Origin of the sequence: Aeromonas sp. S8(2024) (assembly GCF_041403085.1) — a bacterium.
Lineage (GTDB): Bacteria > Pseudomonadota > Gammaproteobacteria > Enterobacterales > Aeromonadaceae > Aeromonas > Aeromonas dhakensis.
The window spans coordinates 49,192-73,967 of the sequence record NZ_JBGLRF010000009.1 but is presented as its reverse complement, the minus strand read 5'-3'; the positions used below and the strand labels follow the sequence as shown (position 1 = coordinate 73,967).

Genomic DNA, 24,776 nt, shown 5'->3' with positions numbered 1-24,776 from the left:
CTCCGACAAATAACTGGATTGAAACCCGTTCCCGGCCTGATGTGGGCCAAGGAGGATGCTGATACCGGGAGTGATGGACGAGAAACAAAAAGTGGGATCCCGCCCCCATCCGGCCATGAATGACCGCCAAATACCGCAGGATCGGCATCCTCTGGGCATGTTGCTGGTATTTTGACACAGAATGACCGGGCGGGTTAATGACCCAAAAGAAAAAAGGCAGCCGAAGCTGCCTTGATATGTTTATGCGAGTCCCATCCCTGGCTGCAAATCACCCTGTCCGTGGTGATACGTCTGCGCATCATATCTTTGTGTGTGGTCGTCCTGACCTTAATTGGTCGATCCTGAATGTGCGTGTGCTTGCCTGACCCATGCCGACGACGTCCGGTCATCTTCTGGGGTGGTTGCCTCCCGCAGCCCCGCTCTTCCTGAACGGTCACCATCCTGGTTTTTCAATCCTTTGCCTGCCACTTGCATGGCTCCGTGGCGTCCTGCCGTCTAGACATCCTGTCTTTCACGTCATCCCTGTCGTGAACTGCCCTGCGGGCCACTCCATGCATCCACTGTATCAACTTAATAAAGTGGCTCAATCCACCAGGAACGTTTTCAAACGGAAATAATCCATCTATTGTCATTTAACATATTGAAATTAATGAATTACTAAGCATTATTCCCGAATTTTTTAAGCCCTGGCCAGGCTCATGAATGGGAGATCTCTTACAACAATGCGAGAAAAAATTGGCCAAATGGTGTTAAAGGCCAAAAAGAAACGAGGAGCCGCTGGCTCCTCGTCAATATCAACGGGCTGGATAAACGACCGCAATCAGTGCAGACCCGCCACATATTTGGACAGCACTTCGATATCCTGATCGGTCAGCTTCTTGGCCACGTCCCGCATCATGCCGTTTGGATCATTGTCACGAGCAGCAGCCCTGAAGGCGGTGAGCTGAGCCTTGATGTAGGCAGGGTGCTGCCCGGAGAGGCTCGGATACTTGGCCTGCTCGACCCCGGAACCACGAGGACCATGACAGGCGGTACAGGCAGCCAGACCGCGGCTCATGTCGCCCCCCATGTAGAGCGCCTTGCCTGCCGCCACAGCATCATCGGGCACGGCGATCGGCGTCACCTTCTGGCTGGAGAAGTAGGCAGCCAGGTCCTCCATGTCCTGCTCGGACAGGGGAAGCGCCATCGGCCCCATGATGGGAGCAACCCGACCAGTTTGGCCGGAAGCTGCAGCCTTCAGTTCAACTAACTGCTTTTTGATATATGATGCGTGCTGACCAGCAATCTTGGGATACATGTCGACAAGGCTGTTTCCGTCCGGTCCGTGACAGGCCGCGCAAACGGCAGCCTTGGTTTGTCCCGCAGCGGCATCGCCCTTGGCTTGTGCCATCCCCGTTACGCCAACCATCAGAGCAAGAGTAATGACTAGGTTCTTCATGGCGTTCCAACTTCTCGTTATTAGGCTTCCAGATCCCATGCCGCTGAAGGCATGTTAAAATAAACGCGTTTAAGCGACGCCATTTTACACGATTTCACAAAAAAGTAACTCTATAACCCTCTATCTCTATGGGGAATTTACGTTGGATACACAAACTCTGAATTTCAATAAGGTGCATTTTGTGACCAGCGCACCCGACATCCGTCACCTGCCAAATGATGGGGGTGTCGAGATTGCGTTTGCCGGCCGTTCCAACGCCGGTAAGTCATCTGCATTGAATACCTTGACCAAGCACAAGAACCTGGCGCGTACCAGTAAGACCCCGGGTCGCACCCAGTTGATCAACCTGTTCGAGCTGGAGCCGGGCAAGCGTCTGGTCGACCTGCCGGGTTACGGTTATGCGCAAGTTCCGCTGGAAATGAAGCTTAAGTGGCAAAAGTCCCTGGCTGAATATCTACAGCGTCGCGAGTCTTTGAAAGGCTTGGTGATCCTGATGGACATCCGTCATCCGCTCAAAGATACCGACATGAACATGCTGGAGTGGAGCGCCCACCGCGCACTGCCTGTCATGCTGCTGCTGACCAAGGCCGACAAGCTGAGCCCGGGCCCGCGCAACAATCAGGTCATCAAGGTACGTCAGGCCGTGGCGGCATTGGGCCCGCATATCCAAGTAGAAGCCTTCTCCTCGCTGAACAACATCGGGGTGGAAAAGCTGGCCCAGACGCTGACCGGCTGGTATCAGGCTGGCGCCGATGAGGTGATTGACGACGAACAAGAGTCGATCGAGGAATAGCTCCCCTCTTGTTGACGCGACAAGCAACCATGCAATTGGCGGAGCGACTCCTCCGCTGATTGAAAGGCTTTCAGCCTGTGAGCCCCCTTCTCTGCCCTCCATCCACGCTTGGCTTACCTCCCTCTAAAAATCTGAATAACCATATTGATCAATGGGATAAACAGTTAATTTTATATAACAATTAACTTTTCATCCCATTGGCAACGTTTTCAAATTCATGCAGAGGAAAAGCAGCGATATCGCTTAATAAGTACCAAAATGAAATTTAATTACATTTTCTGTGGCGGAGGGATAAAAATGAGGCCGATGCTGCAGATGCAGTACCGGCCTTAAACAATCAGTTCAAAAATTGGGAAGAAGCTAAATCTTGAGAACAAAGACGACTGGTTTTTCCTCAAGAAGCCCTTTCATTCTAACAAATATTCACCAACATTAAAGCATTTACTCTAAACGCAACCCATAAAAAAACGCCCCGATGATAACTCACCGGGGCTGCTATTCAGCCACATTCAATTACGTGAAATAAAAGGTCTGAAAGATAGAACATCTTACCTCTGTACCCTACGTTGCTAACTGTATAGCAAAGCAGCAGAAAGTGAAAGTAATTTATGTAATTTAGTTTCACAAAAAATGAATTACATAAATTTTCTTACTTTTCATGCAGATAAAAAAATCCCCAGTACGAATACCGGGGCGTTATAAAGGTGACTAGCTAGCACTTCCTCAACTATCTAGTTAGTCCACGTCTCTTGGTACAAGTTCCGCTGCTTTGAGAAAAAACTCGTAGAAATCACAGATAGATTGCACCATCTTCGGCAAACTCTTGTTCTTCAATGAGTTTTTCAGCCATCTCTTCGATGTCAAAACGCACGCTTTCGAAGGCCCGCAGTATGTCCTCCTCCCTGGCCAAGGAGAGACCGGTCATTTTTTCCAGTCGCCGGCGGCTGATGTAGCAGTCGACCAGTGCACCCATCTGCTGGGCGGGAAAATGGATGCGCTGTTCATGCGGTTGCCAGTCCGCCAGCTCGGGAAACAGGATGCCTTGATTCATAGGGTCCCCAGATTGCGTTGCAGTTCTCTCAATACCTGTTTAGTCCCTGGCCGGATTCCGCGCCACACGGTAAATGCTTCGGCAGCTTGTTCCACCAGCATACCCAGCCCGTCCATGGTCTGGCGGGCACCATGTTGTCTGGCCCAACCAATAAAAGGGGTATCCGTCGCACCATACATCATGTCGTAGATGGCGATGTCGGCATGGATCAGGGCAGGATCCAGCGGTGGGAGCTCTCCCTGCAGACTGGCGGAGGTGGAGTTGATGATCAGATCAAAAGAACCAACCAGCTGTGGGTAAGTCTGGGCACTGACGGCCCCCAGATCAGCAAACTCGGCTGCCAGCTGCTCGGCCCGGGCGTGGGTCCGGTTGGCGATCACCACTTCGGCCGGCTGTTCGGCCAACAAGGGCGCCAGCGCACCGCGCGCCGCACCACCCGCTCCTAGCAACAGGATCCTGCTGCCGGCCAAATTCATCCCGTGGGACTTGAGGTCAGCCACCAGCCCGGCCCCATCGGTATTGTCCCCCAGCAATACGCCGTCATCGGTCAACTTGATGGTATTGACCGCCCCCGCCCGTTTGGCCCTGGGGCTCAACCGGTCGACCAGGGCAAATGCCTGCTCCTTGAAGGGGACTGTGACGTTGCACCCTTTGCCGCCCTGGGCAAAGAAGGCACGCAATGCGGTGGCGAACTCCTCGACTGCCGGCTCGGCCAGACCATATTCCAGCTCTTGCTGGGTCTGCCGGGCAAAGAGGGTATGAATGAAGGGGGATTTGCTGTGGCGCACCGGGTGGCCAAAAACCAGATAACGATCCATCAAGGCGTTCCTTTAGAGGGCAATCTCCCGATTTAACGGGTTTTCCCCCGCGGGAACAAGTCGAATATCGGCAACAAGAAGGGGCCGCGATGGCCCCTTGCTTCACAGCCACTCACGCGGCTTGAGATAGTCGGTGTAGAGCTGCGCCTCCGGGCTGCCAGCCGCAGGTTGCCAGTCATACTCCCAGCGGGCCAGTGGCGGCATCGACATCAGGATCGACTCGGTACGCCCCCCCGTCTGCAGACCGAACAGGGTACCGCGGTCGTACACCAGATTGAACTCCACGTAGCGACCGCGGCGATATAACTGGAACTCCCGCTCCCGCTCGCCATAGGCATCTCCTTTACGTCGCTCGACAATCGGCAGATAGGCGGCGAGGTAGCCTTCACCCACCGCTCGCATGAAGGCAAAACTGTCGTCAAACGGCCAGCGATTGAGATCGTCGAAGAAGAGACCGCCGACACCACGGGTCTCGCCTCTATGCTTGAGGAAGAAGTAGCGATCGCACCAGGCTTTGAACTCGGGATAGATGTCATCGCCAAACGGCTGGCAGAGGTCGTGGGAAACCTGATGCCAGTGCCGAACGTCCTCTTCGAACGGATAGAACGGCGTCAGATCGAAGCCCCCTCCGAACCACCAGATGGGCGCCTCCCCCTCTTTTTCGGCGATGAAGAAGCGCACGTTGGCATGGCTGGTCGGCACGTAGGGGTTGTGTGGATGGATCACCAGCGACACCCCCATGGCCTCGAACCTGCGGCCGGCCAACTCGGGGCGATGGGCCGTGGCGGAAGCTGGCATGGCATCGCCATAAACATGGGAGAAGTTGACTCCCCCCTGTTCGATCACGGCGCCATGGCGCAGCACCCGGGTACGGCCACCGCCGCCCCCCTCACGCTGCCAGGCATCCTCCACAAAGTGCCCGGCACCGTCAGCCTGCTCCAGTCCACGGCAGATGTCGTCCTGCAACTGCAGCAGGAAGGCCTTGACCTGGGCTACATCCGGTTTGCTCATCTTGTCTCCAGTCAGCCAGGATCGTCGCCTGACCCTATTATTGTGATGTCCTCGAACCGGCACTCCGCCCGTCCGCATAGCCACCAGACCTCGTCACCAACGCCGCTCAGGAGGGGCGAATGACGGCACCGGTTCTGGCATCCTTGATCTCGGATGGGTTGGCCTGCCCCCCCACCTCGCCGGGCAGGATATAGGCCAGCTGGCTGGCCAGCAATTCGCCGATGTCGGCCAGCCGGCGGGCAGGCTCCTCGCCAGTCAGATTGGCACTGGTGGAGACCAGCGGCTTGCCAAAGGCACGACACAGCGCCTGTACCTGTGGATGTGCCGTGACGCGCACGGCCAGGGTGTCAAATTGTCCGGTCAGCCAGGCCGGCGTATCGGGACGAGCCGGCATGATCCAGGTAAAGGGACCGGGCCAGCTGGCCTCCACCCTGGCCAGCTGCTCGCTGGTAAGCTGGTCCAAATCGATGTAATCCTGCAGCTGGGCCAGACCGGCGGCAATCAGGATCAATCCTTTCTCTACCGGTCGTTGCTTGATCGCCAGCAGGCGTTGTACCGCCGCTTCGGAATCGGGGTCACATCCCAGGCCAAAAACCGCTTCGGTAGCGTAGGCAATCACTCCATCGTGCTGGAGTGCGGCAACAGCAAGTTCAAATTCTTTGGACATAAAAAATGCGACAGCCGGGCTGTCGCCTCATCATCAATTAAGGTTGACCCCGCAGGGTGGCAACCACCGCAGCCCTCTTTATCCCCCTGCCAACAACAGAGAGCGAGACTGACCGAGGTTGCCGTCTCAGGGCTTACTTGAGTTGAGCCTGCAGGGCGGCATCCTTGGCCAGCACCTCGTCGGCATTCTTCTGGCGCTCGGCCCGAACCTTGGCCGCCAGTTCATCATCGGCCACCGCCAGCATCTGGGCTGCCAGATAGCCGGCATTTTTGGCACCGGCTTTACCGATAGCCACGGTTGCCACCGGCACACCACCCGGCATCTGCACGGTGGAAAGCAGGGCATCCAGCCCCTTGAGCGGGCCACCATCGATGGGCACGCCGATCACGGGACGCGTAGTGATGCCAGCCACGGCACCTGCCAGGTGAGCGGCCAGACCGGCGGCGCAGATAAAGACCTTGCAGCCACGGGCTTCGGCATCGGTTACGTACTGGTGGGTCGCCGCCGGGGTACGGTGTGCGGAAGTCACTTTCACTTCCACCGCGATGTCGAACGACTTGAGAACCTCAAGAGTGGTCTGCATCACGGGAAAATCGGAATCAGAGCCCATCAATACGGCAACGAAAGGTTTAGTCATGGCGGGAATTTCCTTACTCCAAGTGGGGGGTGGAAGGTTGCCGAAAACGTTTCAATTCGCTCAAGGCGGCGCGATTATACCCGCTCGCTCTGGTGACCGCATTTCTTTTGCGGACAGACCCAGCGCACGCTCCCCCGCACCTTTTTCTCCACCATGATGCCCCAGCCGCACTGCGGGCAAGGCATGGCAACCGGCTTGTCATTGACGACGTATTTGCAGTGGGGATAGCCGTCGCAGGAGTAGAACTGCTTGCCATAACGCGAGGTCCGACTGATCAGATGACCCTTGCCACACTCGGGACAGAGTACCTGGGTATCGTCACTCTCCTGCAGGGATTCGATGTGCTGGCAGGCCGGATATTGGGTACAGCCCACGAACAACCCATAGCGCCCCTTCTTGATCGCCAGCGGTTGACCGCAGTCCGGACAAGCAGAACCTTCGAGTACTTTCTCGATGTCACGGCCGGAGGGGGTCAGGGAGCGAATGAAGTCGCAGGCAGGATAGGCGGAACAGCCCAGAAAAGGGCCGTGCTTGCCCTGGCGGATCACCAGCTCGGCACCACACTGCGGGCATTGCTCACGTTCAAGCGCATGCTCGTGGGCAGAAAAGAGGTGGTGATCGATCTTTGACATGGGCCGCGCCTTGAAATCCAGATGATCCGGATTCTACCAGCGCGGCTGCGGGCTGTCAGTGGATGACGCCATCTGACTCGTCAAACACCAGCTCTTCCATCTGCTGGTAGGCGTTTTCACTGCCGGGAACGTTGAAGAGCACCATCATGACCACCCACTTCAGGTCATCCAGCTCGATATCCGGCTTGTCCAGCTCGAGCAGACGCTCGATGCAGATTTCGCGGGTTTCGGCGTTGAGCACCTGGGCCTGCTCCAGAAACAGCAGGAAGCCGCGACACTCGGTGCTGAGACGGGCCAGTTCTTGCGGGGCATAGATGCGCATCGAGCCTTGCGTGCTGGCGGCCACGTAGACCTCCCGCTCGCTGTCGTGCAGATTGGCCAGTCTTTCCAGCCAGTCGAGTGCCTTCTCGATCTCCTCCTTGTCGAAACCGGCGCGGCTCAGTTCATCGGTGAGTTCGTTCTGTTCGACCGTCACATCTGCATCGCTGTGGATGTAGGTCTCGAAAAGGTACATCAGTACATCAAACATGATTCGCCCTCCTCGCTCTGACGTATCCACCGGCTACCGCCATCACTGCTCCGGCCAGCTCCAGCTCAACCAACCTGCCCAATACCACTTCGACAGGAAGCTGGGTCCGCTCGGCAACGGTATCCACGCTCGTGGTCTCGTAATCTACGTTATCCAACAAATCGGCATAAGGCAATTCGCTATTATGCTGCTGCTCAGACATATCCGTCCCTTGATGGCTCAGGGCACAGAATCCCGGCAGCTCTTCCACTATATCGGCCGCGCTCAACACAAGTTTGGCCCCCTGCTGGATTAATTTGTTGCAGCCCAGCGCCTGCCCGTTCTGCGGTGCCCCCGGCACGGCGAAGACATCCCGTCCCTGTTCTAGCGCGTAACGGGCCGTGATGAGCGAACCGCTCTGCTCGGCAGCCTCCACCACCAGGGTGCCCAGCGACAGGCCGCTGATGATGCGATTGCGCCGTGGAAAGTGTTCCGCCAGCGGCCCCTTGTCGGGCACCAGCTCGGAGATGAGCACACCATCCTGCGCCAGGATCTGCTCTGCCAGCCCCTGATGACGCTTGGGGTAGAGGCTGTCGAGCCCTGAACCCAGCACTGCCAGGGTGATCCCCCCGTTTGTCAGCGCCTGTTGATGACAAATCCCATCGATGCCAAGCGCCAGACCTGAGGTAATGGCCAATCCGCACGCGACCAGCTCGCTGCAGAGGCGGGCAGCATTGTCCTTGCCGGCATAGGTCGGGTGGCGCGTGCCGACCATCGCCAGCTGGGGAACAGACAGTGCTGCCAGATTGCCGCGGCAGTAGAGCAACAGAGGGGCGGCTGGGATCTCCTTGAGCAGAGGTGGATAGGCGGGATCGTCGGGGCAGAGAAGATGATTGCCGGGCTCGGCTGCCCAGCTCAGCCCCTGTTCGACCACCGGCAGAGGCCATCGCATCTGCCGGATCTGGGCACTTTGCAGACCCAGTTCTCGCAAGGTGCCGTCTTCCGAGTCGAACAGGGCGGCGATGTCGCCGCCGAAATGGGCGAGCAGACGAGCGGCAGTGACCGGGCCGATACCGGTGACGGCATCCAGTGTCAGCCACAGCGCGAGTCGCCCGGATGGAAGCGTCACGTCAGAAGTTGCTGACCTGATAGCCGGTGCCGACCATGTTCTGGCTTTGCAGGATCAGCCCGTAGCTCAACTTGTCATACACCTTGAACAGCATGACCCGCGCCACCGCCTCCGAGGGGAGCGGTGGTTTGCCGGCAGAATAGAAGGCCTTGTCATAGACGGAAGAGTACTCCCGATAGGCGACCTTGCCATTCTTGCTCACCAGCCGGGTCCCGGGTCGCAGGATCTCCAGCACATCGCCGGGTGCCACCTGATCCCGCAGACCCTTGTTGATGAGCACGACATCGAACTTGCCGCCGCCCCGGGCCTTGCTCGGCAGATCGACGATATAGCCGGGTGAGATGACGGGGGCCGCCTTGGGTGTAAACACGGCGGAGAGGCTCTCCTGCGGCGGGAACGGCATCAGCTTGTCTCCCTGATACACTTCCCGCTTGCTGTGGCTGAGGGTGACCCGGGTACGGCCATCCGGCAGCAGGGCCTCCGCCCTGGCCGTACCGACGAAGACCGCCTCCTGCCCAAGTTGCTCGCCGGTTTTCCGATCTTTGTAGATGGCGCCAGGGTGGTAGATGCCGTAATCCTGGCCCGGGATCAGCGAACCCTGCACGTAGAGGGTATCGCCCTCCAGCATGCCGATATGGGCCTCATCATTACCAAGCACGTAGGGCAACTGCTTCGCCTGCTGGCTGTTTGCCAGAATATGGTCGGTCTGCAGGAAGGGGCCTATCTCGCTGAGCGGCAGGGTCGGAATGGGATTGGCCTTGTTCTCGTAGCGGCTCTTGGGAGAGAGGCGGATCACCTGCTTGCCGCCCTGGGTTGCCTTGCCGAGCCGCGGCTCGCCATTGACCCAGCTCAGGTGCAGCACGTCACCCGGGTAGATCCAGTGGGGATTGGCGATCTGCGGGTTGATGTTCCAGAGCCTTGGCCAGAGCCAGGGCTCTGCCAGATACTGGCCGGAAATATCCCAGAGGGTGTCGCCTTTTTGCACCACATAGGTCTCGGGATAGCCTGCCTTCAGTTTGAGCTGGTCGGCCTGAGCTCCCTGGCTCAACGTGGCCAACAGGCAGGCGAGGATGGTTTGCTTCAGATACATAACACTCCCTGTTACTTCTGCGCGCAAAGTGTTGCTGTTTTTTGTCGGCGTAAATGACTAGAATTACGCCAATATTGACTGCATTTATACGAAACTAAAGAAAAAACTATGGCCATTCTAGATGTATTGCGTTTCCCCGATGAGCGTCTGCGTACCGTCGCAGCCCCTGTCGAGACCTTTACACCCGAGTTACAACACATTGTAGATGATATGTTCGAAACCATGTACGCGGAGGAAGGCATCGGCCTTGCCGCCACTCAGGTCGACATTCATCAGCGCATCATAGTGATCGATGTCTCTGAAAACCGTGAAGATCCTCTGGTATTGATCAACCCCGAGATCATCGAGCAGGCCGGCAGCACCGGCATCGAGGAAGGGTGTCTCTCCGTGCCCGGCAGCCGTGCCCTGGTGCCCCGCGCCGAGTGGGTCAAGGTGCGCGCACTGGATCGCCACGGCAAGGCATTCGAGCTGGAAGCAGACGATCTGCTCGCCATCTGCATCCAGCATGAGATGGACCATCTGGTCGGCAAGCTGTTTGTTGATTACCTCTCCCCGCTCAAGCGCCAGCGCATTCGCCAGAAGCTGGAAAAGATGGCCCGTGAAGATCGCAAAGTCCTCTGAGGATCTGCCCCATTGAATAAGCTGAAACTGATTTTTGCCGGTACTCCCGACTTCGCCGCCCGTCACCTGGCGGCGTTGTTGTCTTCCGACCACGAGGTCGTCGCCGTTTATACCCAGCCGGACAAGCCCGCCGGCCGCGGCCAGAAGCTCACCGCCAGCCCGGTCAAGGAGCTGGCGCTGGCCCACGATCTGCCGGTTTATCAACCGGCTAGCCTGCGCAAGGAAGAGGCCCAGACCGAACTGGCTGCCCTTGGCGCCGACCTGATGGTGGTGGTGGCCTACGGCCTGATCCTGCCCAAGGTGGTGCTCGATACCCCGCGTCTGGGCTGCATCAACGTGCACGGCTCCCTGCTGCCGCGCTGGCGCGGCGCCGCCCCGATCCAGCGTTCCATCTGGGCGGGCGATGCCGAAACCGGCGTCACCATCATGCAGATGGATGTGGGGCTGGATACCGGCGCCATGATCCGCAAGGTGAGCTGCCCCATCGCCGCCGACGAGACCTCCGCCAGCCTCTATGACAAGCTGGCCGAGCTGGGCCCGCAGGCGCTGGTCGACACCATCAACGCCATGGCCGCCGGCAACATCGCCGCCGAGGCGCAGGACGATGCGCTGGCCAACTACGCCGAGAAGCTCTCCAAGGAAGAGGCCCGCATCGACTGGTCGATGGACGCAGCCGCTATCGAGCGCTGCATCCGCGCCTTCAATCCCTGGCCCATCAGCTGGTTCGAGGTAGCCGATCAGACCGTCAAGGTATGGCAGGCCGAGGTCATCACACAGGATCACGGCCAGCGCGCCGGCACCCTGCTCAAGGCCGACAAGCAGGGGATCGATGTCGCCACCGGCAAGGGGGTACTGCGCCTGCTGACCCTGCAGCCGCCCGGCAAGAAGGCGATGTCCGTGACGGATCTGCTCAACTCTCGCCGCGACTGGTTTGAACCCGGCACGCAATTGAATTGAACTGAATTGACACAAGGCGGGGCCCAGGCCCCGACTTGCGCATCTAAGGTAACACTATGAAAACACGCGCACAGGCTGCTCTCGTCATTCAACAGGTGCTGGATCAGGGCCAGTCCCTCTCAGCCGTTCTGCCTGCTGCCCAGGAGAAGGTTGCGCCCCGCGATCGCGCCCTCCTGCAAGAACTCTGCTACGGTACCCTGCGCTGGCTGCCCCGCCTCGATGCGGCGGTCGGCGAGATGATGGACAAGCCGCTCAAGAACAAGAGCCGCATCTTCCACTACCTCATCCTGGTCGGTCTCTATCAGCTCATCTACACCCGCATTCCGGCTCACGCCGCGGTGGCCGAGACCGTCAACGCCGTCAAGCTGCTCAAAGGTACCTCTCTGCGCGGCCTCATCAACGGCGTGCTGCGCAACTTCCAGCGCAGCGCCGAAGTCATTCTGCTGCGTATCGACCGCGTACCGAGCGTGCGCCTCGGCCACCCCGAGTGGCTCACCAAGCGTCTGCGTCAGGCCTATCCGGATGAGTGGGAGTTCATCATGGATGCCAACAACCAGCGCCCGCCCATGTGGATCCGCAACAACAGCCAGCGCCAGAGCCGCGAGCAGATGCTGGCCCGCATGGCTGACGCCGGCATCAATGCGGTGGCCGGTGAAGAGGGCGAGGATTGCATCCTGCTGGAGCGTCCCTGCGACGTGACCAAGCTGCCCGGCTTCGAGGTCGGCGACTGCTCGGTACAGGATGGTGCCGCCCAGCAGGCGGCCGCCCTGCTCGACCCGCAGCCGGGCGAGTGGGTACTGGATGCCTGCGCCGCCCCCGGTGGCAAGACAGCTCACCTGCTGGAGCGCCAGCCCAAGCTGGCCGGCGTGGTCGCCGTCGATGCCGACGAGAACCGCCTCAAGCGGGTGCAGGAGAACCTGGATCGCATCGGCCTCAGCGCCAAGGTGATCCACGGCGATGCCAGCACGCCGGATCAGTGGTGGCCAGAGGGGCAGTTCGACCGCATCCTGCTGGATGCCCCCTGCTCCGCCACCGGCGTCATCCGCCGCCACCCCGACATCAAGTGGCTGCGCCGGGATCAGGACATTCGCGAGCTGGCTGAACTGCAGCGCCGCATCCTCGGTGCCCTCTGGTCGAAACTGAAAAGCGGCGGTACTCTGCTCTACGCCACCTGTTCCGTGCTGCCGGAAGAGAACCGCGATCAGATCCGCGCCTTCCTCGCGGCCACGCCGGATGCCACCCTGGTGCCCCTGCACGCAGAGGACACACCGGAGTGCCCGGGGCGCCAGTTCCTGCCGGGCGAGGCCGAGATGGACGGCTTCTACTACGCCAGGCTGAGCAAGCGCTAAGCAGGGCCGCAAGTACGGGGGTGCCGCTGGTCGGCACCCGTTACTGCCCAATATCGAGCACGTTTTCCCTATGAGATTCATGATGTTGATGACTGTCCCCGCGCACACAGGCAGAGCTGGCAAGGGTGACGTCCATGAGGCGGTTCTATGAAGATCATCATTCTGGGCGCCGGTCAGGTCGGCGGCACCCTGGCCGAGAACCTGGCCGGCGAGAACAACGACATCACCATCGTCGATACCGACAGCGATCGGCTGCGCGAACTGCAGGACAAGTTTGACCTGCGGGTGGTGAACGGCCACGGCGCCCATCCTAAGGTGCTGCGCGAAGCAGGCGCCCAGGATGCCGACATGCTGGTGGCGGTCACCAACAGCGACGAGACCAACATGATCGCCTGCCAGGTGGCCTACTCCCTGTTCAACACCCCGAACAAGGTGGCGCGGATTCGCTCGCCGGCCTATCTGGTGGAGCGGGATCGGCTGTTCCTGCCCGAATCCGTGCCGGTGGATCACCTGATCGCCCCCGAGCAGCTGGTGACCGACTACGTGCGCCGCCTGATCGAATACCCGGGCGCCTTGCAGGTGGTTGACTTCGCCGGCGGCAAGGTGGGACTGGTGGCAGTCAAGGCCTACTATGGCGGTCCGCTGGTGGGCAACGCCCTCTCCACCCTGCGCGATCACATGCCCAACATCGAGACCCGGGTGGCGGCCATCTTCCGTCAGGGCCGCTCCATCCGTCCGCAGGGGACCACCATCATAGAAGCGGATGACGAGGTGTTCTTCGTGGCGGCAGCGGGCCATATCCGCGCCGTGATGTCGGAGCTGCAGCGCCTCGAGAGCCCCTACCGGCGCATCATGATCGTCGGCGGCGGCAACATAGGCGCCGGCCTCGCCCGTCAGCTGGAGAAGCGCTACAGCGTGAAGCTGATCGAGCGTAGCCAGAAGCGGGCGGAGCAGCTCTCCGAGGTGCTGGAGCACACCATCGTCTTCTGCGGCGATGCGGCGGATCAGGAGTTGCTGGCGGAGGAGCACATCGACCAGATCGACGTCTTCATCGCGGTGACCAACGAGGACGAGGCCAACATCATGTCGGCCCTGCTCGCCAAGAAGATGGGCGCCAAGAAGACCATGGTGCTGATCCAGCGCAGCGCCTACGTGGATCTGGTGCAGGGCGGCTCCATCGACATCGCCATCTCGCCCCAGCAGGCCACCATCTCGGCCCTGCTGACCCATGTGCGCCGGGCCGACATCGCCAACGTCTACAGCCTGCGTCGCGGTGCCGCCGAGGCCATCGAGGCCATCGCCCACGGTGACGAGAACACCTCCAAGGTGGTCGGCAAGACGGTGGGCGAACTCAAGCTGCCGCCCGGTACCACCATAGGTGCCGTGGTTCGGGGGGATGAAGTACTGATCGCCCACGACCGTACCCAGATCCAGCAGGACGACCACGTGGTGATGTTCCTGGTGGACAAGAAGTACATTCCGGAAGTGGAACGCTTGTTCCAGCCAAGTCCCTTCTTCCTGTAACCTGCCCATGTACCCAGGCAGCGCAAAGCAGACCCGGCACCGCCTCTCCAGGGGGTTGTCCGGGTCTTTTGTCAATCAACGACCAGGTTATCTTGCATGATCAAGCTGCGTCCCATCATCTTCACCCTCGGGCTGGTGCTCTCCAAACTGGCCCTGTTCATGTGGCTGCCCACCCTGCTGGCCCTGCTGACCGGCTCAGAGGGGTTCGTCGAGTTTCTCAAGTCGGTGCTGATCACCCACGGCGCGGCCCTGCTCTGCCTTCATTACGGCCGCAAGGCGGAGTTTCACCTCGGCGTGCGGGAGATGTTCCTGCTCACCACCTCGGTCTGGGTGGTGGCCTGCATCTTTGGCGCCCTGCCCTTCTTCTTCATCACCCACATCAACTTCACCGACGCCTACTTCGAAACCATGTCGGGGGTAACCACCACAGGCTCCACCGTGCTGTCCGGGCTCGACAACATGGCCCACAGCATCCTGTTGTGGCGTTCCATCCTGCAGTGGCTGGGCGGGGTGGGTTTCATCGTGATGGCGGTAGCGGTACTGCCCTACCTCAACGTAGGGGGCATGAAGCTGTTCCAGACCGAGAGCTCGGACTGGTCGGATAAAAGTGCCCCGCGCGCCAAGACGGTGGCCAACAACATAGTGCTGGTCTATCTGGTGCTCTCCATGCTCTGCTTCCTGGCCTACTGGGTGAGCGGCATGACCCTGTTCGAGGCGGTCAATCACGCCATGACCACCCTGAGTACCGGCGGCTACTCCACCTCCGATCAATCCATGTCCCACTTCTCCAACTCGGCGCACTGGATCGGCACCCTCTTCATGTTTCTCGGCGGCCTGCCCTTCCTGCTCTACGTGCAGAGCCTGAGCCGGCGCGATCACAGCCTGCTCAAGGATGCCCAGGTGCGGGGCTTCTTCTGGCTGGTGGTCTGGGTCACCCTGGTGGTCACCGTCTATCTCTGGTTGCGGGGCACCTACGACTTCACGGATGCCCTGCGCATCAGCAGCTTCAACATCGTCTCCGTGCTCACCACCACTGGCTATGGCCTCGGCGACTATGGCACCTGGGGCCCGCTCACCAGCATCATCTTCATCGTGCTGCTGGCGCTCGGCGCCTGCTCCGGCTCCACCGCCGGCGGTCTCAAGATCTTCCGGGTGCAGGTGGCGTTCGCCCTGTTCAAGAAGCAGATGCGCCAGCTGATGCACCCCTCCGGGGTCTTCCCGCAGAAGTACAACGGCCGGCCGGTCAACGACGCCATCATCCGCTCGATGATCTCGTTCGTGCTGGCCTACTTCGCCATCATCTTGCTGATCGCCGCCCTGCTCGGCGCCATCGGGCTGGATCCCCTGACCGCCATCTCTGGCTCCATCACCGCCGTGGCCAACGTAGGCCCGGGCATGGGCCCGGTCATCGGCCCCAGCGCCAACTTCGCCTCCCTGCCGGACTCGGCCAAGTGGATCCTGTCGTTCGGCATGCTGCTGGGGCGTCTCGAGATCCTGACCGTGGCGGTGATCTTCTTCCCCTCCTTCTGGCGGCAATAACCGACCAGGGCAACAACCCGCATGCCGGTGAGTTCACACGTTCGAAGAGCAAAGCCTGTGCGGACGCAGAAATACAAAAGGGCAGCCACTGGCTGCCCTTCTTGTTGCATGAAGCATGAGGCCCTGCCTCACTCGGCCGGGTCTTCCCGCTCCAGCGCCCGGTTGACCAGCGGCTCGGGCAAGGTCTTGGTCACCTCCACCCCCAGCTCGCGAAAGCGCTCCACCTGGGCGATCAGGTTGCCGCGCCCGTTGACCAGCCGCCCCATCGCCTTGTCGTAGCTCTCCTGTGCCTTGTGCAGGCTGCCCCCCAGTTGCTGCATCTCCTCCACGAACAGACGCAGCTTCTCGTAGAGGCGGCCGGCCCGCTCGGCGATCTGGCGGGCATTCTGGTTCTGCCGTTCGTAGCGCCACAGATTCTCTATGGTGCGCAGCGCCACCATCAGGTTGGTGGGGCTCACCAGCAGTATGTTGTTGTCGAGACCGTAGCGCACCAGCGAGGGGTCGGCCTCTACCGCGGTGAGGAAGGCAGGCTCCACCGCCACGAACATCAGCACGTAATCGAGGGTGCGCACCCCGGGCAGCTGCTGGTAATCCTTGCGGCCCAGCTCGCGGATGTGGTTGCGCACCGAGGCGACGTGCTCTTTCAGCGCGACCGCCTTCTCCAGCTCGTCAGCGGCGTTGTACCAGCGCTCGTAGGCGGTCAGCGACACCTTGGCATCGATGATGATGTCTTTGTCCTGCGGCAGGTGGACGATGACGTCGGGCTGATAGCGCTTGCCCTTGTCCACCTCGATGTTGACCTGGGTGTGGTACTCGTGACCCTCACGCAAGCCGCATTCGCTGAGGATGCGCGCCAGCACCACCTCGCCCCAGTTGCCCTGCTGCTTGCTGTCGCCCTTGAGGGCGCGAGTCAGCGCCGCCGCCTCCTCGGTCATGCGGGCGTTGAGTTCGGCGAGGCGCTCCAATTCGAACTTGAGGCTGTGGCGCTGGGCCGTCTCCTGGGCGTGGGTCTCCCCCACCTGACGGCGAAAGCCTTCCAGCTGCTCTTTCAGCGGGGTGAGCAGCAGATCCAGGCTGTTCTGGTTCAGTTCGCGGAAGTTGCCCGAGTTTTGCTCGAAGATGCGGTTGGCGAGGTTCTCGAACTGCTGGCTGAGGCGAGCCTCCGCCTCCTGTTGCAGTTGCAGCTTCTCGGCGGCGGCCAGCCGCTCGCTGCGCAGGGTGGCCTCGGCATCCTTGAGACGGGCGGTGAGCTTGATCAGCAGGGTCTGCTGCTGATCCAGCTTCTGCTGGCCCAGCAGCCGCTCATCCTGCAGCTCGTCATAACGTTCCTGCAGCGCCTGCAGGCGCTCCTGGCTCAGCAGCAATTCCCGGGCTTGCGCCGTACCGCTGCGCCGCCCGATCCCCCAACCAATGCCGATGGCCAGCAGCGCACCCGGCAGCAGCAGGGCCCAGAGCCCGGGCTCGATCATTTGCGACCCCGTTGGCGCAGGAACAGCTCGAGATAGCGGTTGAGCAGCAGCCAGATCAGCACGTAGAGCAGATAGGCGGCCAGCACCACCCACTTGTGGCTGTTAACCCCGGTGTCGAGCTCGACGAATTCGATCCCCTTGATGCGGCAGTAGCCCCACATCAGCAAGGGGAAGATATAGAGCAGAGAAGCACGCCACAGAAATAACCACATGAGTTCATTCAATCCTGCAAAAAGACCCGCCTAGCTTACACAAGGGCAACCCGGCTTGCGATCCTGGCCGGCGCTATTCTCTGGCTTGCAAAGGGAAACTTGGATAAAATTAACCCCTAATAGGTATCAGGGGTGGGCATGACGCATTTTTTCTGTCGCTGGCTGACGCAGGCATTGGGAGGCTCCCGCAAACCCGAGGTGGTTTGCCATGAAGCCCGTCCCCCCTGGGCCATCGAAGAGTCCCAGTTCCTCTCCCTATGCTCCCGCTGCGGCGAATGCTTCAAGGCCTGTCCCAACGGCCTGCTCAAGCCGGCCACCCAGCCCGAATACGATGGCACCCCCATCGCCGGCACGCCGCTGCTCGATCTCGCCTGCGGCCAGTGCAGCTACTGCGGCAGCTGCGCCAGAGCCTGTCCGACCGGCGCCCTCGACCTGCAACTTGGCCGTCAGGTGCAGACCCGGGTGCGGATCGAGGCAAGCTGTCAGGCCCGCCAGGGCTTCTACTGCCTGCTCTGTGAAGATGCCTGCCCCCAGCAGGCGATCAAGGCCTGCGCCGACGGCGTCAGCATCAACATGGCGGCCTGCGACGGTTGCGGCGCCTGCGGCCTCGCCTGCCTGCACGGCGCCATCACCCTGATCCCCCAACCCTGATCCCGCGTCCGGCGCAAACGACAAAGGGGCCCGCGGGCCCCTTTGTCGTGCTTACCTGGCTTATGCCATGGCCAGGATGGAATCCTGTTCGATGCCGAGCAGGTGGCAGAGCCGGGTCGGGTCGCGCACCGCATCGGCCAGGGTGTATTCACCCAGCACCTCGAGGAAGGCGTTCATGGCGCGACGCAAAATGCCCTGGATGCGGCAGCCACCGGAGAGGCGGCAGTTTTCACGCTTGCAGTCCACCGGGCAGAGCACGTGCTCCATGTCCATCACCACGTCGCGCAGGTTGATGGAGACGGCGGAGCGACCGAGCCGGATGCCGCCATGCTTGCCACGCACCGTCTCTATGTACCCCTTGATGCCGAGCTGGTGGACAATCTTGACCACATGGTTGCGGGAGATGCCAAAGGTATCGGCCACCTCTGTGATGGTCGACAGGCGATCTCCCGGCTGGACGGCCAGAAAGGTGAGGGTACGCAGGGCATAGTCGGTAAATCGTGTCAGTTGCATGGTCGCACTTGCCTCTTACTACAAGCCAGAAATCAGGACGACGACCTAAAGCTAAGAGGTAGGGGAACCCCTGCGCCCGCGCAGCGTCCGCCTCTTAATCTGAGTCGTGGAGGTCAAGGTTAAGAGCAGCTCAGGCGGGTGTCGATGAAGATGCACATAAATCGACACTTTCTTTGATTGATCGCAAACTTGCAGGGTTAGCCCAAGGTTTTGGCGGGTTTTGACGGTTAAATTCGCCGGTTTCCTCCCTCGCCCCCGCCGATGCTGCCATGTGTCATTCGCAACCGTTTTTGCCGATTCAATGGGGCTGCTTGAGCCAGTTCTTCAGGGCGCTGGAAGGGATGGAACTCTCGGAGGCGACCGCAAAAGCGCCCCAGTCCACCGCGCACTGCAGCGCCTCCCGGATCGCCATGCCCCGCGCCAGCCCGTGGATCAAACCGCCGGCGAAGGCATCCCCCGCCCCCGTGGTGTCCACCACCGATACCGGCCGCGCCGCCACCCGGATCTGCTCCTCGCCGTGAATGGCCACCGCCCCCGCCTTGCCTTCGGTCAGTACCAGCCAGGCCAGCTGCTCGCCGGCGATCTGGCGGGCATGCTGCCAGAGGTCGTCCACCTCGCCGAGATCGGAACGGGAGGCCACCAGCACGTGGCAGGGGCGACGCGCCTGGCCGCCCTTGGGGTACTGGGCCACCACGAAGCTCTTGCCGAGCATCTGGCGCATGTAGCCGATGATGGCGGTGCCGGGATAGTTCACGTAGAGGCAGTCCACCCCCTCGCTCGGCAGATCCCCCGGCAGATCCGGACGCCGTGGCCGCCTGAGGATGGTGCGCTCGCCGGTGGAGTCCACCAGGATCAGCAGCTCGCCGGTCTCGCCGCCGAAGCGCTCCACATGGCTGCAATCCAGGCCATAGCCCGCCGCCTGCTCCAGCAGCCAGTCGCCGGTTTCGTCCAGCCCGATGCGCGACGCTATGCTCACCTCGTGGCCGGCCCACACCAGCCCGATGCCGGTGTTGGCGGCGCCACCGCCGAGCCGGCGGCCCTGATCCACGTACTGCAGGCGGGCACCGGCCACCAGGGGTTCGGAGAGGGAGAGCACGTGATCACAGTTGAGATTGGCGAGCAGCAGAATGCGGGACATGAAGAGACCTCACTGACAGGGGAGCCCAGTATATGAGAAAGGGCCGCAGCGGCCCTCCCTGAAATCGCGGGGTTTGTGAGCCCGCTCGACGTTTGCCGGGCGGACCCGCGACGGCAGCGTCAGTCCAGTACCGCCTCGGCGCTGACGTACTCGTAGCCGAGCGCCTGCGCCACCGCCGCCTGGGTGATCTTGCCCTTGAACACGTTCAGACCGGCCCGCAGGTGGCGATCCTCCTGCAGCGCCCGGGCATAGCCCTTGTCCGCCAGCGCCAGCACGAACGGCAGGGTGGCGTTGGTCAACGCGAAGGTGGAGGTGCGCGCCACCCCGCCCGGCATGTTGGCCACGCAGTAGTGGATGATGCCGTCCACCACGTAGGTGGGCTCCTCGTGGGTGGTCGGGTGGGAGGTCTCGAAACAGCCGCCCTGATCGATGGCCACGTCCACCAGCACCGAGCCCTTGCGCATCAGCTTGAGCATGTCGCGGGTCAGCAGCTTGGGCGCCGCCGCCCCCGGGATCAGTACGGCACCGATCACCAGGTCAGCCTGGGCGATGCACGCCTCTATGTTGGTGCGGGTGGAGTAGAGGGTCTTGAGGGCCGGGCCGTAGAGGCTGTCCAGCTCCCGCAGCCGCGGCAGGGAGCGATCCAGGATGGTGACGTCGGCCCCCAGTCCAAGCGCCATGCGCGCCGAGTTGACACCGACCACCCCGCCCCCCAGCACCACCACCTTGGCGGGTGCCACTGCCGGCACCCCGCCCAGCAGGGTGCCGTTGCCCCCCTGCGCCTTCTCCAGGCTGTGGGCGCCGGCCTGGATCGCCATCCGCCCCGCCACCTCGGACATGGGCGCCAGCAGCGGCAGGCCGCCGCGATCGTCGGTCACCGTCTCGTAGGCGATGGCCACCGCCCCCGAGTGCACCAGCAGCTGGGTCTGCACCGGATCCGGCGCCAGGTGCAGGTAAGTGAACAGCAGCTGACCCGGTCTGAGCAGCTCGCACTCCTCCGGCTGGGGCTCCTTCACCTTCACTATCATCTCGGCCCGGGCGAAGATCTCCGCCGCGCTGGCCACCAGTTCGGCACCGGCTGCCTGGTACTCGGCGTCGGACAGCCCGATCGCCTCGCCTCCCTGCTGCTGCACCAGCACCTTGTGTCCCCGGGCCGTCAGCTCCTGCACTCCGGCGGGAGTCATGCCGACCCGGTATTCATGGTTTTTGATTTCCTTGGGTACGCCAATAATCATGCTCGCTCTCCTGCTGTGATCCCGCCGGCGGCCGTGTCGGCGCCGGGCAGGATGCCCAAAAATTGCAACAACCACTGCATCATGGTGGCCGAATCCACCTCTCCCTCCAGCGAGGAGAGGCTGCGCTGGTAACGATCGTCCGGCAGCAAATCCCGCCGCCGTTCGATCAGCGCCCGGTTGTACGCCACCGAGAATTCCGGATGTCCCTGGATGGCCACTATGTGGTCACCCTGCAAAAACATGAAATTGGGACAAAAATCATTGCCCGCCAGCCGGGTGGCCCCCGGTGGCAGCTGCTCCACCTGATCCTGGTGACTGGCCAGGATCCGGATGGTCTCGAGCCCGGGTTCCATCCAGGGTTGCCTGGCCAGCATGGGATGGACCGACACCCCCAGCCCCCAACCCTTGGTGGACTTCACCACCTCGCCCCCCAGCGCCTGGGCGATCACCTGGTGGCCGAAGCAGACCCCCGCCAGCTTGACGTCGGCATCGTGGGCGCGCCGGATCCAGTCGCGCAGCGCCTGGATCCAGGGGATGTCACTGTAGGCATCGTGGCGCGAGCCGGTGATGAGCCAGGCATCGCACTCGTGCAGATCGGCCGGCAGCTCGCCATCGAGCGCCGACCAGACCCGAAATTCCAGCCCGGGGGCCAGGGCCCGGAAGCCCTTGATAAACATCTCGGAGTAAACGGGGCCGAAGTCCCCCGCCAAATCGGGGTCCAACCGGTCACAATCGAGAATTCCCAGTCGCATCTGTTACTCCTTCACAGTGATAGCGGCGAACGAAGGTGGATTCCTGCCACCGGGCCATGTCCGGGCTAGCTGCTGCATGGTTGATTACTTCATGGTCGGCATGGAGAACTCCGCGCCCGCCCGCAGGCTCTGGGGCCAGCGGGCAGTCACCGTCTTCATCCGGGTATAGAAGCGCACCCCATCCGGCCCGTGCATGTTGAGCGGCCCGAAGATGGACCGCTTCCAGCCGCCAAAGCTGTGAAACGCCATGGGCACCGGGATGGGAACGTTCACCCCTACCATACCGACCTGCACGCGAGCGGTGAAGTCCCGCGCGGTGTCGCCGTCGCAGGTGAAGATGGCGGTGCCGTTGCCGTACTCGTGCTCATTGATGAGCTTGAGCGCCGTCTCGTAGTCCGGCGCCCGCACGATGGCCAGCACAGGGCCGAAGATCTCCTCCCGGTAGATGCGCATCTCCGGGCTCACCCGGTCGAACAGGCTGCCGCCGATGAAGTAACCCTCGCCCTGGCTCAGGCCCCGGCCGTCCACTACCAGCTTGGCCCCCTCAGCCACCCCCTGATCCACATAGCCACGCACCTTGGCCAGGTGCTCGCGGCTGATGAGGGGCCCCATCTCGTTCTCCGGGCTCTGGCCCAGCCCCGGGCCCACCCGCAGCGCCGCCACCAGCGGCGACAGCCTGGCCACCAGCGCATCGGCGGTGTCGTCACCCACCACCACGGCCACCGAAATGGCCATGCAGCGCTCGCCGGCGGCGCCGTAGGCCGCCCCCATCAGGGCGGAGACCGCCTGATCGAGATCCGCGTCCGGCATCACCACCATGTGGTTCTTGGCGCCGCCCAACGCCTGTACCCGCTTGCCGTGGGCCGAGGCGGTGGCATAGATGTACTGGGCAATGGGGGTGGAGCCGACGAACGACACGGCACCGACCCGCGGGTCGGTCAGCAGCACGTCCACCACCTCCTTGTCGCCGTTGACCACGTTGAGCACCCCGTCCGGCAGGCCCGCCTGCTTGAGCAGCTCGGCCATGCGCAGGGAGAGGGAGGGATCCTTCTCGGAGGGCTTGAGGATGAAGGTGTTGCCGCAGGCGATGGCCACCGGAAACATCCAGAGCGGCACCATGGCCGGGAAGTTGAACGGAGTGATGCCGGCGCAGACCCCCACCGGCTGCATCATGGAGTGACTGTCGACCCCGCGGCCCACGTTGAGGGAGTGCTCCCCCTTGAGCAGATGGGGAATGCCGCAGGCAAACTCCACCACCTCCAGACCCCGGGTCAGCTCGCCCTGGGCGTCGGAAAACACCTTGCCGTGCTCGCGACTGATCAGCCGCGCCAGATCATCCCTGTGCTGCTCCATCAGCTCCTTGAAGCGAAACAGTACCCGGGCCCGCACCAGGGGCGGGGTCTGCGCCCAGTCGGCCAGGGCGCGCTCAGCGCTGGCGATGGCATCCTGGCACTCGGCGGCGGTGCTGAGCACCACCTGGCCCTGCTGCTGGCCGGTGGCCGGGTTGAAGATGGCCCCGAAGCGCTCGCTGCGGCTCTCGGTCGTCTCGCCGTCGATGAAGTTGCTGACCCTGTATGTCATAAATCCTCCGTGATGGGTTATTCGTCCCTGCCCGCGCCGTCCCGGGGAGCAGGCACGGGCAAGTGGCGCCGCGACGGGCGCCATCAACCGGTTGAAAGTCAGTCCTGGGCCTGCAGGGCGTCCTGCAGCAGGGTGAAGAGATCGTCGATCTGGCTGCGCTCTATGATGAGGGGCGGCGACAGGGCGATGATGTCGCCGGTGACCCGAATCAGCGCCCCCTTCTCGAAGCAGCGCACGAACACCTCGTAGGCGCGCTTGCCCGGTGCATCCGGCATGGACTCGAGCTCGATGCCCGCCACCAGCCCGTAGTTGCGCACATCCTTCACGTGCTTGCAGCCCTTCAGCGAATGGGCCGCCTCCTCCCAGTAACCCGCCAGATCGGCGGCGCGGCTCAGCAGGTTTTCGTTGCGGTAGATCTCGAGGGTCGCGAGGCCCGCGGCGGCGGCCACCGGATGGCCGGAGTAGGTGTAGCCGTGGAACAGCTCGATGGCCCCCTTGCCGGCCGCCATCATGTCGTCATAGATGTGGTTCTGTACCAGCACGGCGCCCATGGGGATGGCCCCGTTGGTGAGCCCCTTGGCACAGGTGATCATGTCGGGGATGACGTCGAACTCCTGGGCGGCGAAAGGAGAGCCGAGGCGGCCGAAACCGGTGATCACCTCGTCGAAGATGAGCAGGATGCCGTGTTTGGTGCAGATCTCCCGCAGCCGCTTGAGGTAGCCCTTGGGCGGCATCAGCACGCCGGTACTGCCGGCGATGGGTTCGACGATCACCGCCGCTATGTTGCTGGCGTCGTGCAGGAAGACGATCTTCTCCAGCTCGTCGGCCAGCGCCACATCCTCCTCGGGCAGCCCCTTGGTGAAGGCATTCTTGGCGATGTTGAGGGTGTGGGGCAGGTGATCCACCCCGGTCAGCAGGGAGCCGAACCACTTGCGGTTGCCGGGAATGCCCCCCACCGAGATGCCGCCGAAGCCGACCCCGTGGTAGCCGCGTTCACGGCCGATGAGCCGGGTACGGGTGCCCTGGCCGCGCGCCCGCTGCCAGGCCAGCGCGATCTTGAGCGCGGTATCCACCGATTCCGATCCTGAATTGGTATAGAAGACGTGGCCGAAGCCCTTGGGGGCGATCTCCACCAGCCGGTTGGCCAGCTCGAATGGCAGGGGGTGCCCCATCTGGAACGTGGGGGCAAAATCGAGGTGGGAAATCTGCTGGGAAACCGCCTCGGCAATCTCGCGCCGACCATGACCCGCGTTGCAACACCAGAGCCCGGCGGTGCCATCCAGTATCTTGCGGCCATCCTCTGAGTGATAATACATTCCCTCGGCCGACTTCAGGATGCGCGGCGCCGCCTTGAACTGCTGGTTGGCGGTAAACGGCATCCAGAAAGCGGACATGTCGGAGGGCGTATTGATGTCGCTGATCGGTTTCATGGTCACCTCATCCTTAAGGTGTTTAGTAACT

25 protein-coding genes are annotated in these 24,776 nt (G+C 61.9%); 7 read left to right on the top strand and 18 right to left on the bottom strand.

Translation table 11 applies throughout. The features are described from left to right. Positions 1-820: 820 nt before the first annotated feature. Positions 821-1,438: a cytochrome c gene (locus ACB031_RS19070; RefSeq protein ID WP_005307797.1), complete on the bottom strand. Its 618-nt coding sequence runs from the start codon at positions 1,436-1,438 to the stop codon at positions 821-823. Between the two features lie 142 nt (positions 1,439-1,580). Between ACB031_RS19070 and yihA the strand changes: the two genes are divergently transcribed. Continuing rightward, positions 1,581-2,231 carry a ribosome biogenesis GTP-binding protein YihA/YsxC gene (gene yihA / locus ACB031_RS19065; protein ID WP_005307794.1) on the top strand — a complete coding sequence of 217 codons (651 nt, stop codon included), beginning with the start codon at positions 1,581-1,583 and terminating at the stop codon, positions 2,229-2,231. A gap of 790 nt (positions 2,232-3,021) precedes the next feature. Here yihA and ACB031_RS19060 read toward each other — a convergent pair. The 9 genes from ACB031_RS19060 to ACB031_RS19020 all read right to left on the bottom strand — a co-directional run bounded on the left by ACB031_RS19060 (position 3,022) and on the right by ACB031_RS19020 (position 9,774). Next, positions 3,022-3,282: a DUF1488 domain-containing protein gene (locus tag ACB031_RS19060; RefSeq protein WP_005307791.1), complete on the bottom strand. Its 261-nt coding sequence runs from the start codon at positions 3,280-3,282 to the stop codon at positions 3,022-3,024. Next, positions 3,279-4,100: a shikimate dehydrogenase gene (aroE, locus tag ACB031_RS19055; RefSeq protein WP_211027864.1), complete on the bottom strand. Its 822-nt coding sequence runs from the start codon at positions 4,098-4,100 to the stop codon at positions 3,279-3,281. Before aroE ends, ACB031_RS19060 begins: the two co-directional genes overlap by 4 nt. A gap of 102 nt (positions 4,101-4,202) precedes the next feature. Further along, complete coding sequence (gene hemF, locus ACB031_RS19050) at positions 4,203-5,111, bottom strand: oxygen-dependent coproporphyrinogen oxidase (protein WP_005307785.1); 909 nt, start codon at positions 5,109-5,111, stop codon at positions 4,203-4,205. Positions 5,112-5,217: 106 nt separating this feature from the next. Further along, entirely contained in the window at positions 5,218-5,778 is a 561-nt protein-coding gene (locus tag ACB031_RS19045) for a Sua5/YciO/YrdC/YwlC family protein (RefSeq protein ID WP_211027863.1), read from the bottom strand. Between the two features lie 133 nt (positions 5,779-5,911). Further along, positions 5,912-6,415, bottom strand: coding sequence for a 5-(carboxyamino)imidazole ribonucleotide mutase (gene purE / locus ACB031_RS19040; RefSeq protein ID WP_005307779.1), 504 nt, complete (start codon positions 6,413-6,415; stop codon positions 5,912-5,914). 74 nt (positions 6,416-6,489) lie between these two features. Continuing rightward, a complete protein-coding gene (locus ACB031_RS19035) occupies positions 6,490-7,047 on the bottom strand; it encodes a type I DNA topoisomerase (protein WP_201971803.1) in 558 nt (185 codons plus the stop codon). A 55-nt stretch (positions 7,048-7,102) separates the two neighbouring features. Beyond that, a complete protein-coding gene (locus ACB031_RS19030) occupies positions 7,103-7,576 on the bottom strand; it encodes a DUF494 family protein (protein WP_005307774.1) in 474 nt (157 codons plus the stop codon). Continuing rightward, a complete protein-coding gene (dprA, locus tag ACB031_RS19025) occupies positions 7,569-8,684 on the bottom strand; it encodes a DNA-processing protein DprA (protein ID WP_010635448.1) in 1,116 nt (371 codons plus the stop codon). The genes ACB031_RS19030 and dprA overlap by 8 nt, the downstream gene beginning before the upstream one ends. A gap of 1 nt (position 8,685) precedes the next feature. Next, the gene (locus tag ACB031_RS19020) at positions 8,686-9,774 is read right to left on the bottom strand and encodes a LysM peptidoglycan-binding domain-containing protein (protein ID WP_017778614.1); all 1,089 of its coding nucleotides are present in this window, start codon (positions 9,772-9,774) and stop codon (positions 8,686-8,688) included. A gap of 108 nt (positions 9,775-9,882) precedes the next feature. Between ACB031_RS19020 and def the strand changes: the two genes are divergently transcribed. The 5 genes from def to ACB031_RS18995 all read left to right on the top strand — a co-directional run bounded on the left by def (position 9,883) and on the right by ACB031_RS18995 (position 15,764). Continuing rightward, complete coding sequence (gene def, locus ACB031_RS19015) at positions 9,883-10,395, top strand: peptide deformylase (RefSeq protein ID WP_011704266.1); 513 nt, start codon at positions 9,883-9,885, stop codon at positions 10,393-10,395. Between the two features lie 12 nt (positions 10,396-10,407). Next, positions 10,408-11,352 carry a methionyl-tRNA formyltransferase gene (gene fmt, locus ACB031_RS19010; RefSeq protein WP_371140072.1) on the top strand — a complete coding sequence of 315 codons (945 nt, stop codon included), beginning with the start codon at positions 10,408-10,410 and terminating at the stop codon, positions 11,350-11,352. 56 nt (positions 11,353-11,408) lie between these two features. Then, the gene (gene rsmB / locus ACB031_RS19005; RefSeq protein ID WP_201885362.1) at positions 11,409-12,701 is read left to right on the top strand and encodes a 16S rRNA (cytosine(967)-C(5))-methyltransferase RsmB; all 1,293 of its coding nucleotides are present in this window, start codon (positions 11,409-11,411) and stop codon (positions 12,699-12,701) included. 147 nt (positions 12,702-12,848) lie between these two features. After that, positions 12,849-14,225 carry a Trk system potassium transporter TrkA gene (gene trkA / locus ACB031_RS19000; RefSeq protein WP_005307752.1) on the top strand — a complete coding sequence of 459 codons (1,377 nt, stop codon included), beginning with the start codon at positions 12,849-12,851 and terminating at the stop codon, positions 14,223-14,225. Between the two features lie 96 nt (positions 14,226-14,321). Continuing rightward, positions 14,322-15,764, top strand: a complete 1,443-nt coding sequence (locus ACB031_RS18995; RefSeq protein ID WP_005307750.1) for a TrkH family potassium uptake protein — start codon at positions 14,322-14,324, stop codon at positions 15,762-15,764. A 128-nt stretch (positions 15,765-15,892) separates the two neighbouring features. Here ACB031_RS18995 and rmuC read toward each other — a convergent pair whose 3' ends face one another. Together rmuC and ACB031_RS18985 are read right to left on the bottom strand one after the other, a co-directional pair. Continuing rightward, positions 15,893-17,233, bottom strand: coding sequence for a DNA recombination protein RmuC (rmuC, locus tag ACB031_RS18990; RefSeq protein WP_048018446.1), 1,341 nt, complete (start codon positions 17,231-17,233; stop codon positions 15,893-15,895). Then, positions 17,230-17,445: a hypothetical protein gene (locus tag ACB031_RS18985; RefSeq protein ID WP_042005813.1), complete on the bottom strand. Its 216-nt coding sequence runs from the start codon at positions 17,443-17,445 to the stop codon at positions 17,230-17,232. Before ACB031_RS18985 ends, rmuC begins: the two co-directional genes overlap by 4 nt. 138 nt (positions 17,446-17,583) lie before the next feature. Between ACB031_RS18985 and ACB031_RS18980 the strand changes: the two genes are divergently transcribed. Beyond that, on the top strand, positions 17,584-18,096 hold the full coding sequence (locus tag ACB031_RS18980) for a ferredoxin-type protein NapF (protein WP_005307741.1): 513 nt from the start codon (positions 17,584-17,586) through the stop codon (positions 18,094-18,096). Between the two features lie 60 nt (positions 18,097-18,156). Here the strand turns inward: ACB031_RS18980 and ACB031_RS18975 are convergent, their stop codons facing one another. From ACB031_RS18975 to ACB031_RS18950, 6 genes are all read right to left on the bottom strand, one after another. Continuing rightward, the gene (locus tag ACB031_RS18975; protein WP_005307739.1) at positions 18,157-18,609 is read right to left on the bottom strand and encodes an Rrf2 family transcriptional regulator; all 453 of its coding nucleotides are present in this window, start codon (positions 18,607-18,609) and stop codon (positions 18,157-18,159) included. A 298-nt stretch (positions 18,610-18,907) separates the two neighbouring features. Beyond that, on the bottom strand, positions 18,908-19,747 hold the full coding sequence (locus ACB031_RS18970; RefSeq protein ID WP_139431002.1) for a PfkB family carbohydrate kinase: 840 nt from the start codon (positions 19,745-19,747) through the stop codon (positions 18,908-18,910). Positions 19,748-19,866: 119 nt separating this feature from the next. Next, entirely contained in the window at positions 19,867-20,982 is a 1,116-nt protein-coding gene (gene ald, locus ACB031_RS18965; RefSeq protein ID WP_010635456.1) for an alanine dehydrogenase, read from the bottom strand. After that, positions 20,979-21,734 (bottom strand): glutamine amidotransferase, encoded by a 756-nt coding sequence (locus tag ACB031_RS18960; protein WP_017778618.1) that lies wholly within the window; start codon positions 21,732-21,734, stop codon positions 20,979-20,981. The genes ald and ACB031_RS18960 overlap by 4 nt, the downstream gene beginning before the upstream one ends. An 84-nt stretch (positions 21,735-21,818) precedes the next feature. Next, the gene (locus tag ACB031_RS18955) at positions 21,819-23,315 is read right to left on the bottom strand and encodes a CoA-acylating methylmalonate-semialdehyde dehydrogenase (protein ID WP_216973673.1); all 1,497 of its coding nucleotides are present in this window, start codon (positions 23,313-23,315) and stop codon (positions 21,819-21,821) included. A gap of 98 nt (positions 23,316-23,413) precedes the next feature. Further along, positions 23,414-24,745 carry an aspartate aminotransferase family protein gene (locus ACB031_RS18950; RefSeq protein ID WP_017778620.1) on the bottom strand — a complete coding sequence of 444 codons (1,332 nt, stop codon included), beginning with the start codon at positions 24,743-24,745 and terminating at the stop codon, positions 23,414-23,416. Between the last annotated feature and the right edge of the window lie 31 nt (positions 24,746-24,776).

What these genes read in the sequence shown, in the direction of transcription:
- ACB031_RS18950 (WP_017778620.1), bottom strand. Translation starts at nt 24,745, where the DNA reads ATGAAACCGATCAGCGACATCAATACGCCCTCCGACATGTCCGCTTTC.
- aroE (WP_211027864.1), bottom strand. Translation starts at nt 4,100, where the DNA reads ATGGATCGTTATCTGGTTTTTGGCCACCCGGTGCGCCACAGCAAATCC.
- ACB031_RS19020 (WP_017778614.1), bottom strand. Translation starts at nt 9,774, where the DNA reads ATGTATCTGAAGCAAACCATCCTCGCCTGCCTGTTGGCCACGTTGAGC.
- ACB031_RS18985 (WP_042005813.1), bottom strand. Translation starts at nt 17,445, where the DNA reads ATGTGGTTATTTCTGTGGCGTGCTTCTCTGCTCTATATCTTCCCCTTG.
- ACB031_RS18960 (WP_017778618.1), bottom strand. Translation starts at nt 21,734, where the DNA reads ATGCGACTGGGAATTCTCGATTGTGACCGGTTGGACCCCGATTTGGCG.
- ACB031_RS18995 (WP_005307750.1), top strand. Translation starts at nt 14,322, where the DNA reads ATGATCAAGCTGCGTCCCATCATCTTCACCCTCGGGCTGGTGCTCTCC.
- rsmB (WP_201885362.1), top strand. Translation starts at nt 11,409, where the DNA reads ATGAAAACACGCGCACAGGCTGCTCTCGTCATTCAACAGGTGCTGGAT.
- ACB031_RS18955 (WP_216973673.1), bottom strand. Translation starts at nt 23,315, where the DNA reads ATGACATACAGGGTCAGCAACTTCATCGACGGCGAGACGACCGAGAGC.
- ACB031_RS19035 (WP_201971803.1), bottom strand. Translation starts at nt 7,047, where the DNA reads ATGTCAAAGATCGATCACCACCTCTTTTCTGCCCACGAGCATGCGCTT.
- trkA (WP_005307752.1), top strand. Translation starts at nt 12,849, where the DNA reads ATGAAGATCATCATTCTGGGCGCCGGTCAGGTCGGCGGCACCCTGGCC.
- hemF (WP_005307785.1), bottom strand. Translation starts at nt 5,111, where the DNA reads ATGAGCAAACCGGATGTAGCCCAGGTCAAGGCCTTCCTGCTGCAGTTG.
- ACB031_RS18970 (WP_139431002.1), bottom strand. Translation starts at nt 19,747, where the DNA reads ATGTCCCGCATTCTGCTGCTCGCCAATCTCAACTGTGATCACGTGCTC.
- def (WP_011704266.1), top strand. Translation starts at nt 9,883, where the DNA reads ATGGCCATTCTAGATGTATTGCGTTTCCCCGATGAGCGTCTGCGTACC.
- ACB031_RS18980 (WP_005307741.1), top strand. Translation starts at nt 17,584, where the DNA reads ATGACGCATTTTTTCTGTCGCTGGCTGACGCAGGCATTGGGAGGCTCC.
- ACB031_RS19030 (WP_005307774.1), bottom strand. Translation starts at nt 7,576, where the DNA reads ATGTTTGATGTACTGATGTACCTTTTCGAGACCTACATCCACAGCGAT.
- ACB031_RS19070 (WP_005307797.1), bottom strand. Translation starts at nt 1,438, where the DNA reads ATGAAGAACCTAGTCATTACTCTTGCTCTGATGGTTGGCGTAACGGGG.
- ACB031_RS19045 (WP_211027863.1), bottom strand. Translation starts at nt 5,778, where the DNA reads ATGTCCAAAGAATTTGAACTTGCTGTTGCCGCACTCCAGCACGATGGA.
- ald (WP_010635456.1), bottom strand. Translation starts at nt 20,982, where the DNA reads ATGATTATTGGCGTACCCAAGGAAATCAAAAACCATGAATACCGGGTC.
- purE (WP_005307779.1), bottom strand. Translation starts at nt 6,415, where the DNA reads ATGACTAAACCTTTCGTTGCCGTATTGATGGGCTCTGATTCCGATTTT.
- rmuC (WP_048018446.1), bottom strand. Translation starts at nt 17,233, where the DNA reads ATGATCGAGCCCGGGCTCTGGGCCCTGCTGCTGCCGGGTGCGCTGCTG.
- ACB031_RS18975 (WP_005307739.1), bottom strand. Translation starts at nt 18,609, where the DNA reads ATGCAACTGACACGATTTACCGACTATGCCCTGCGTACCCTCACCTTT.
- ACB031_RS19060 (WP_005307791.1), bottom strand. Translation starts at nt 3,282, where the DNA reads ATGAATCAAGGCATCCTGTTTCCCGAGCTGGCGGACTGGCAACCGCAT.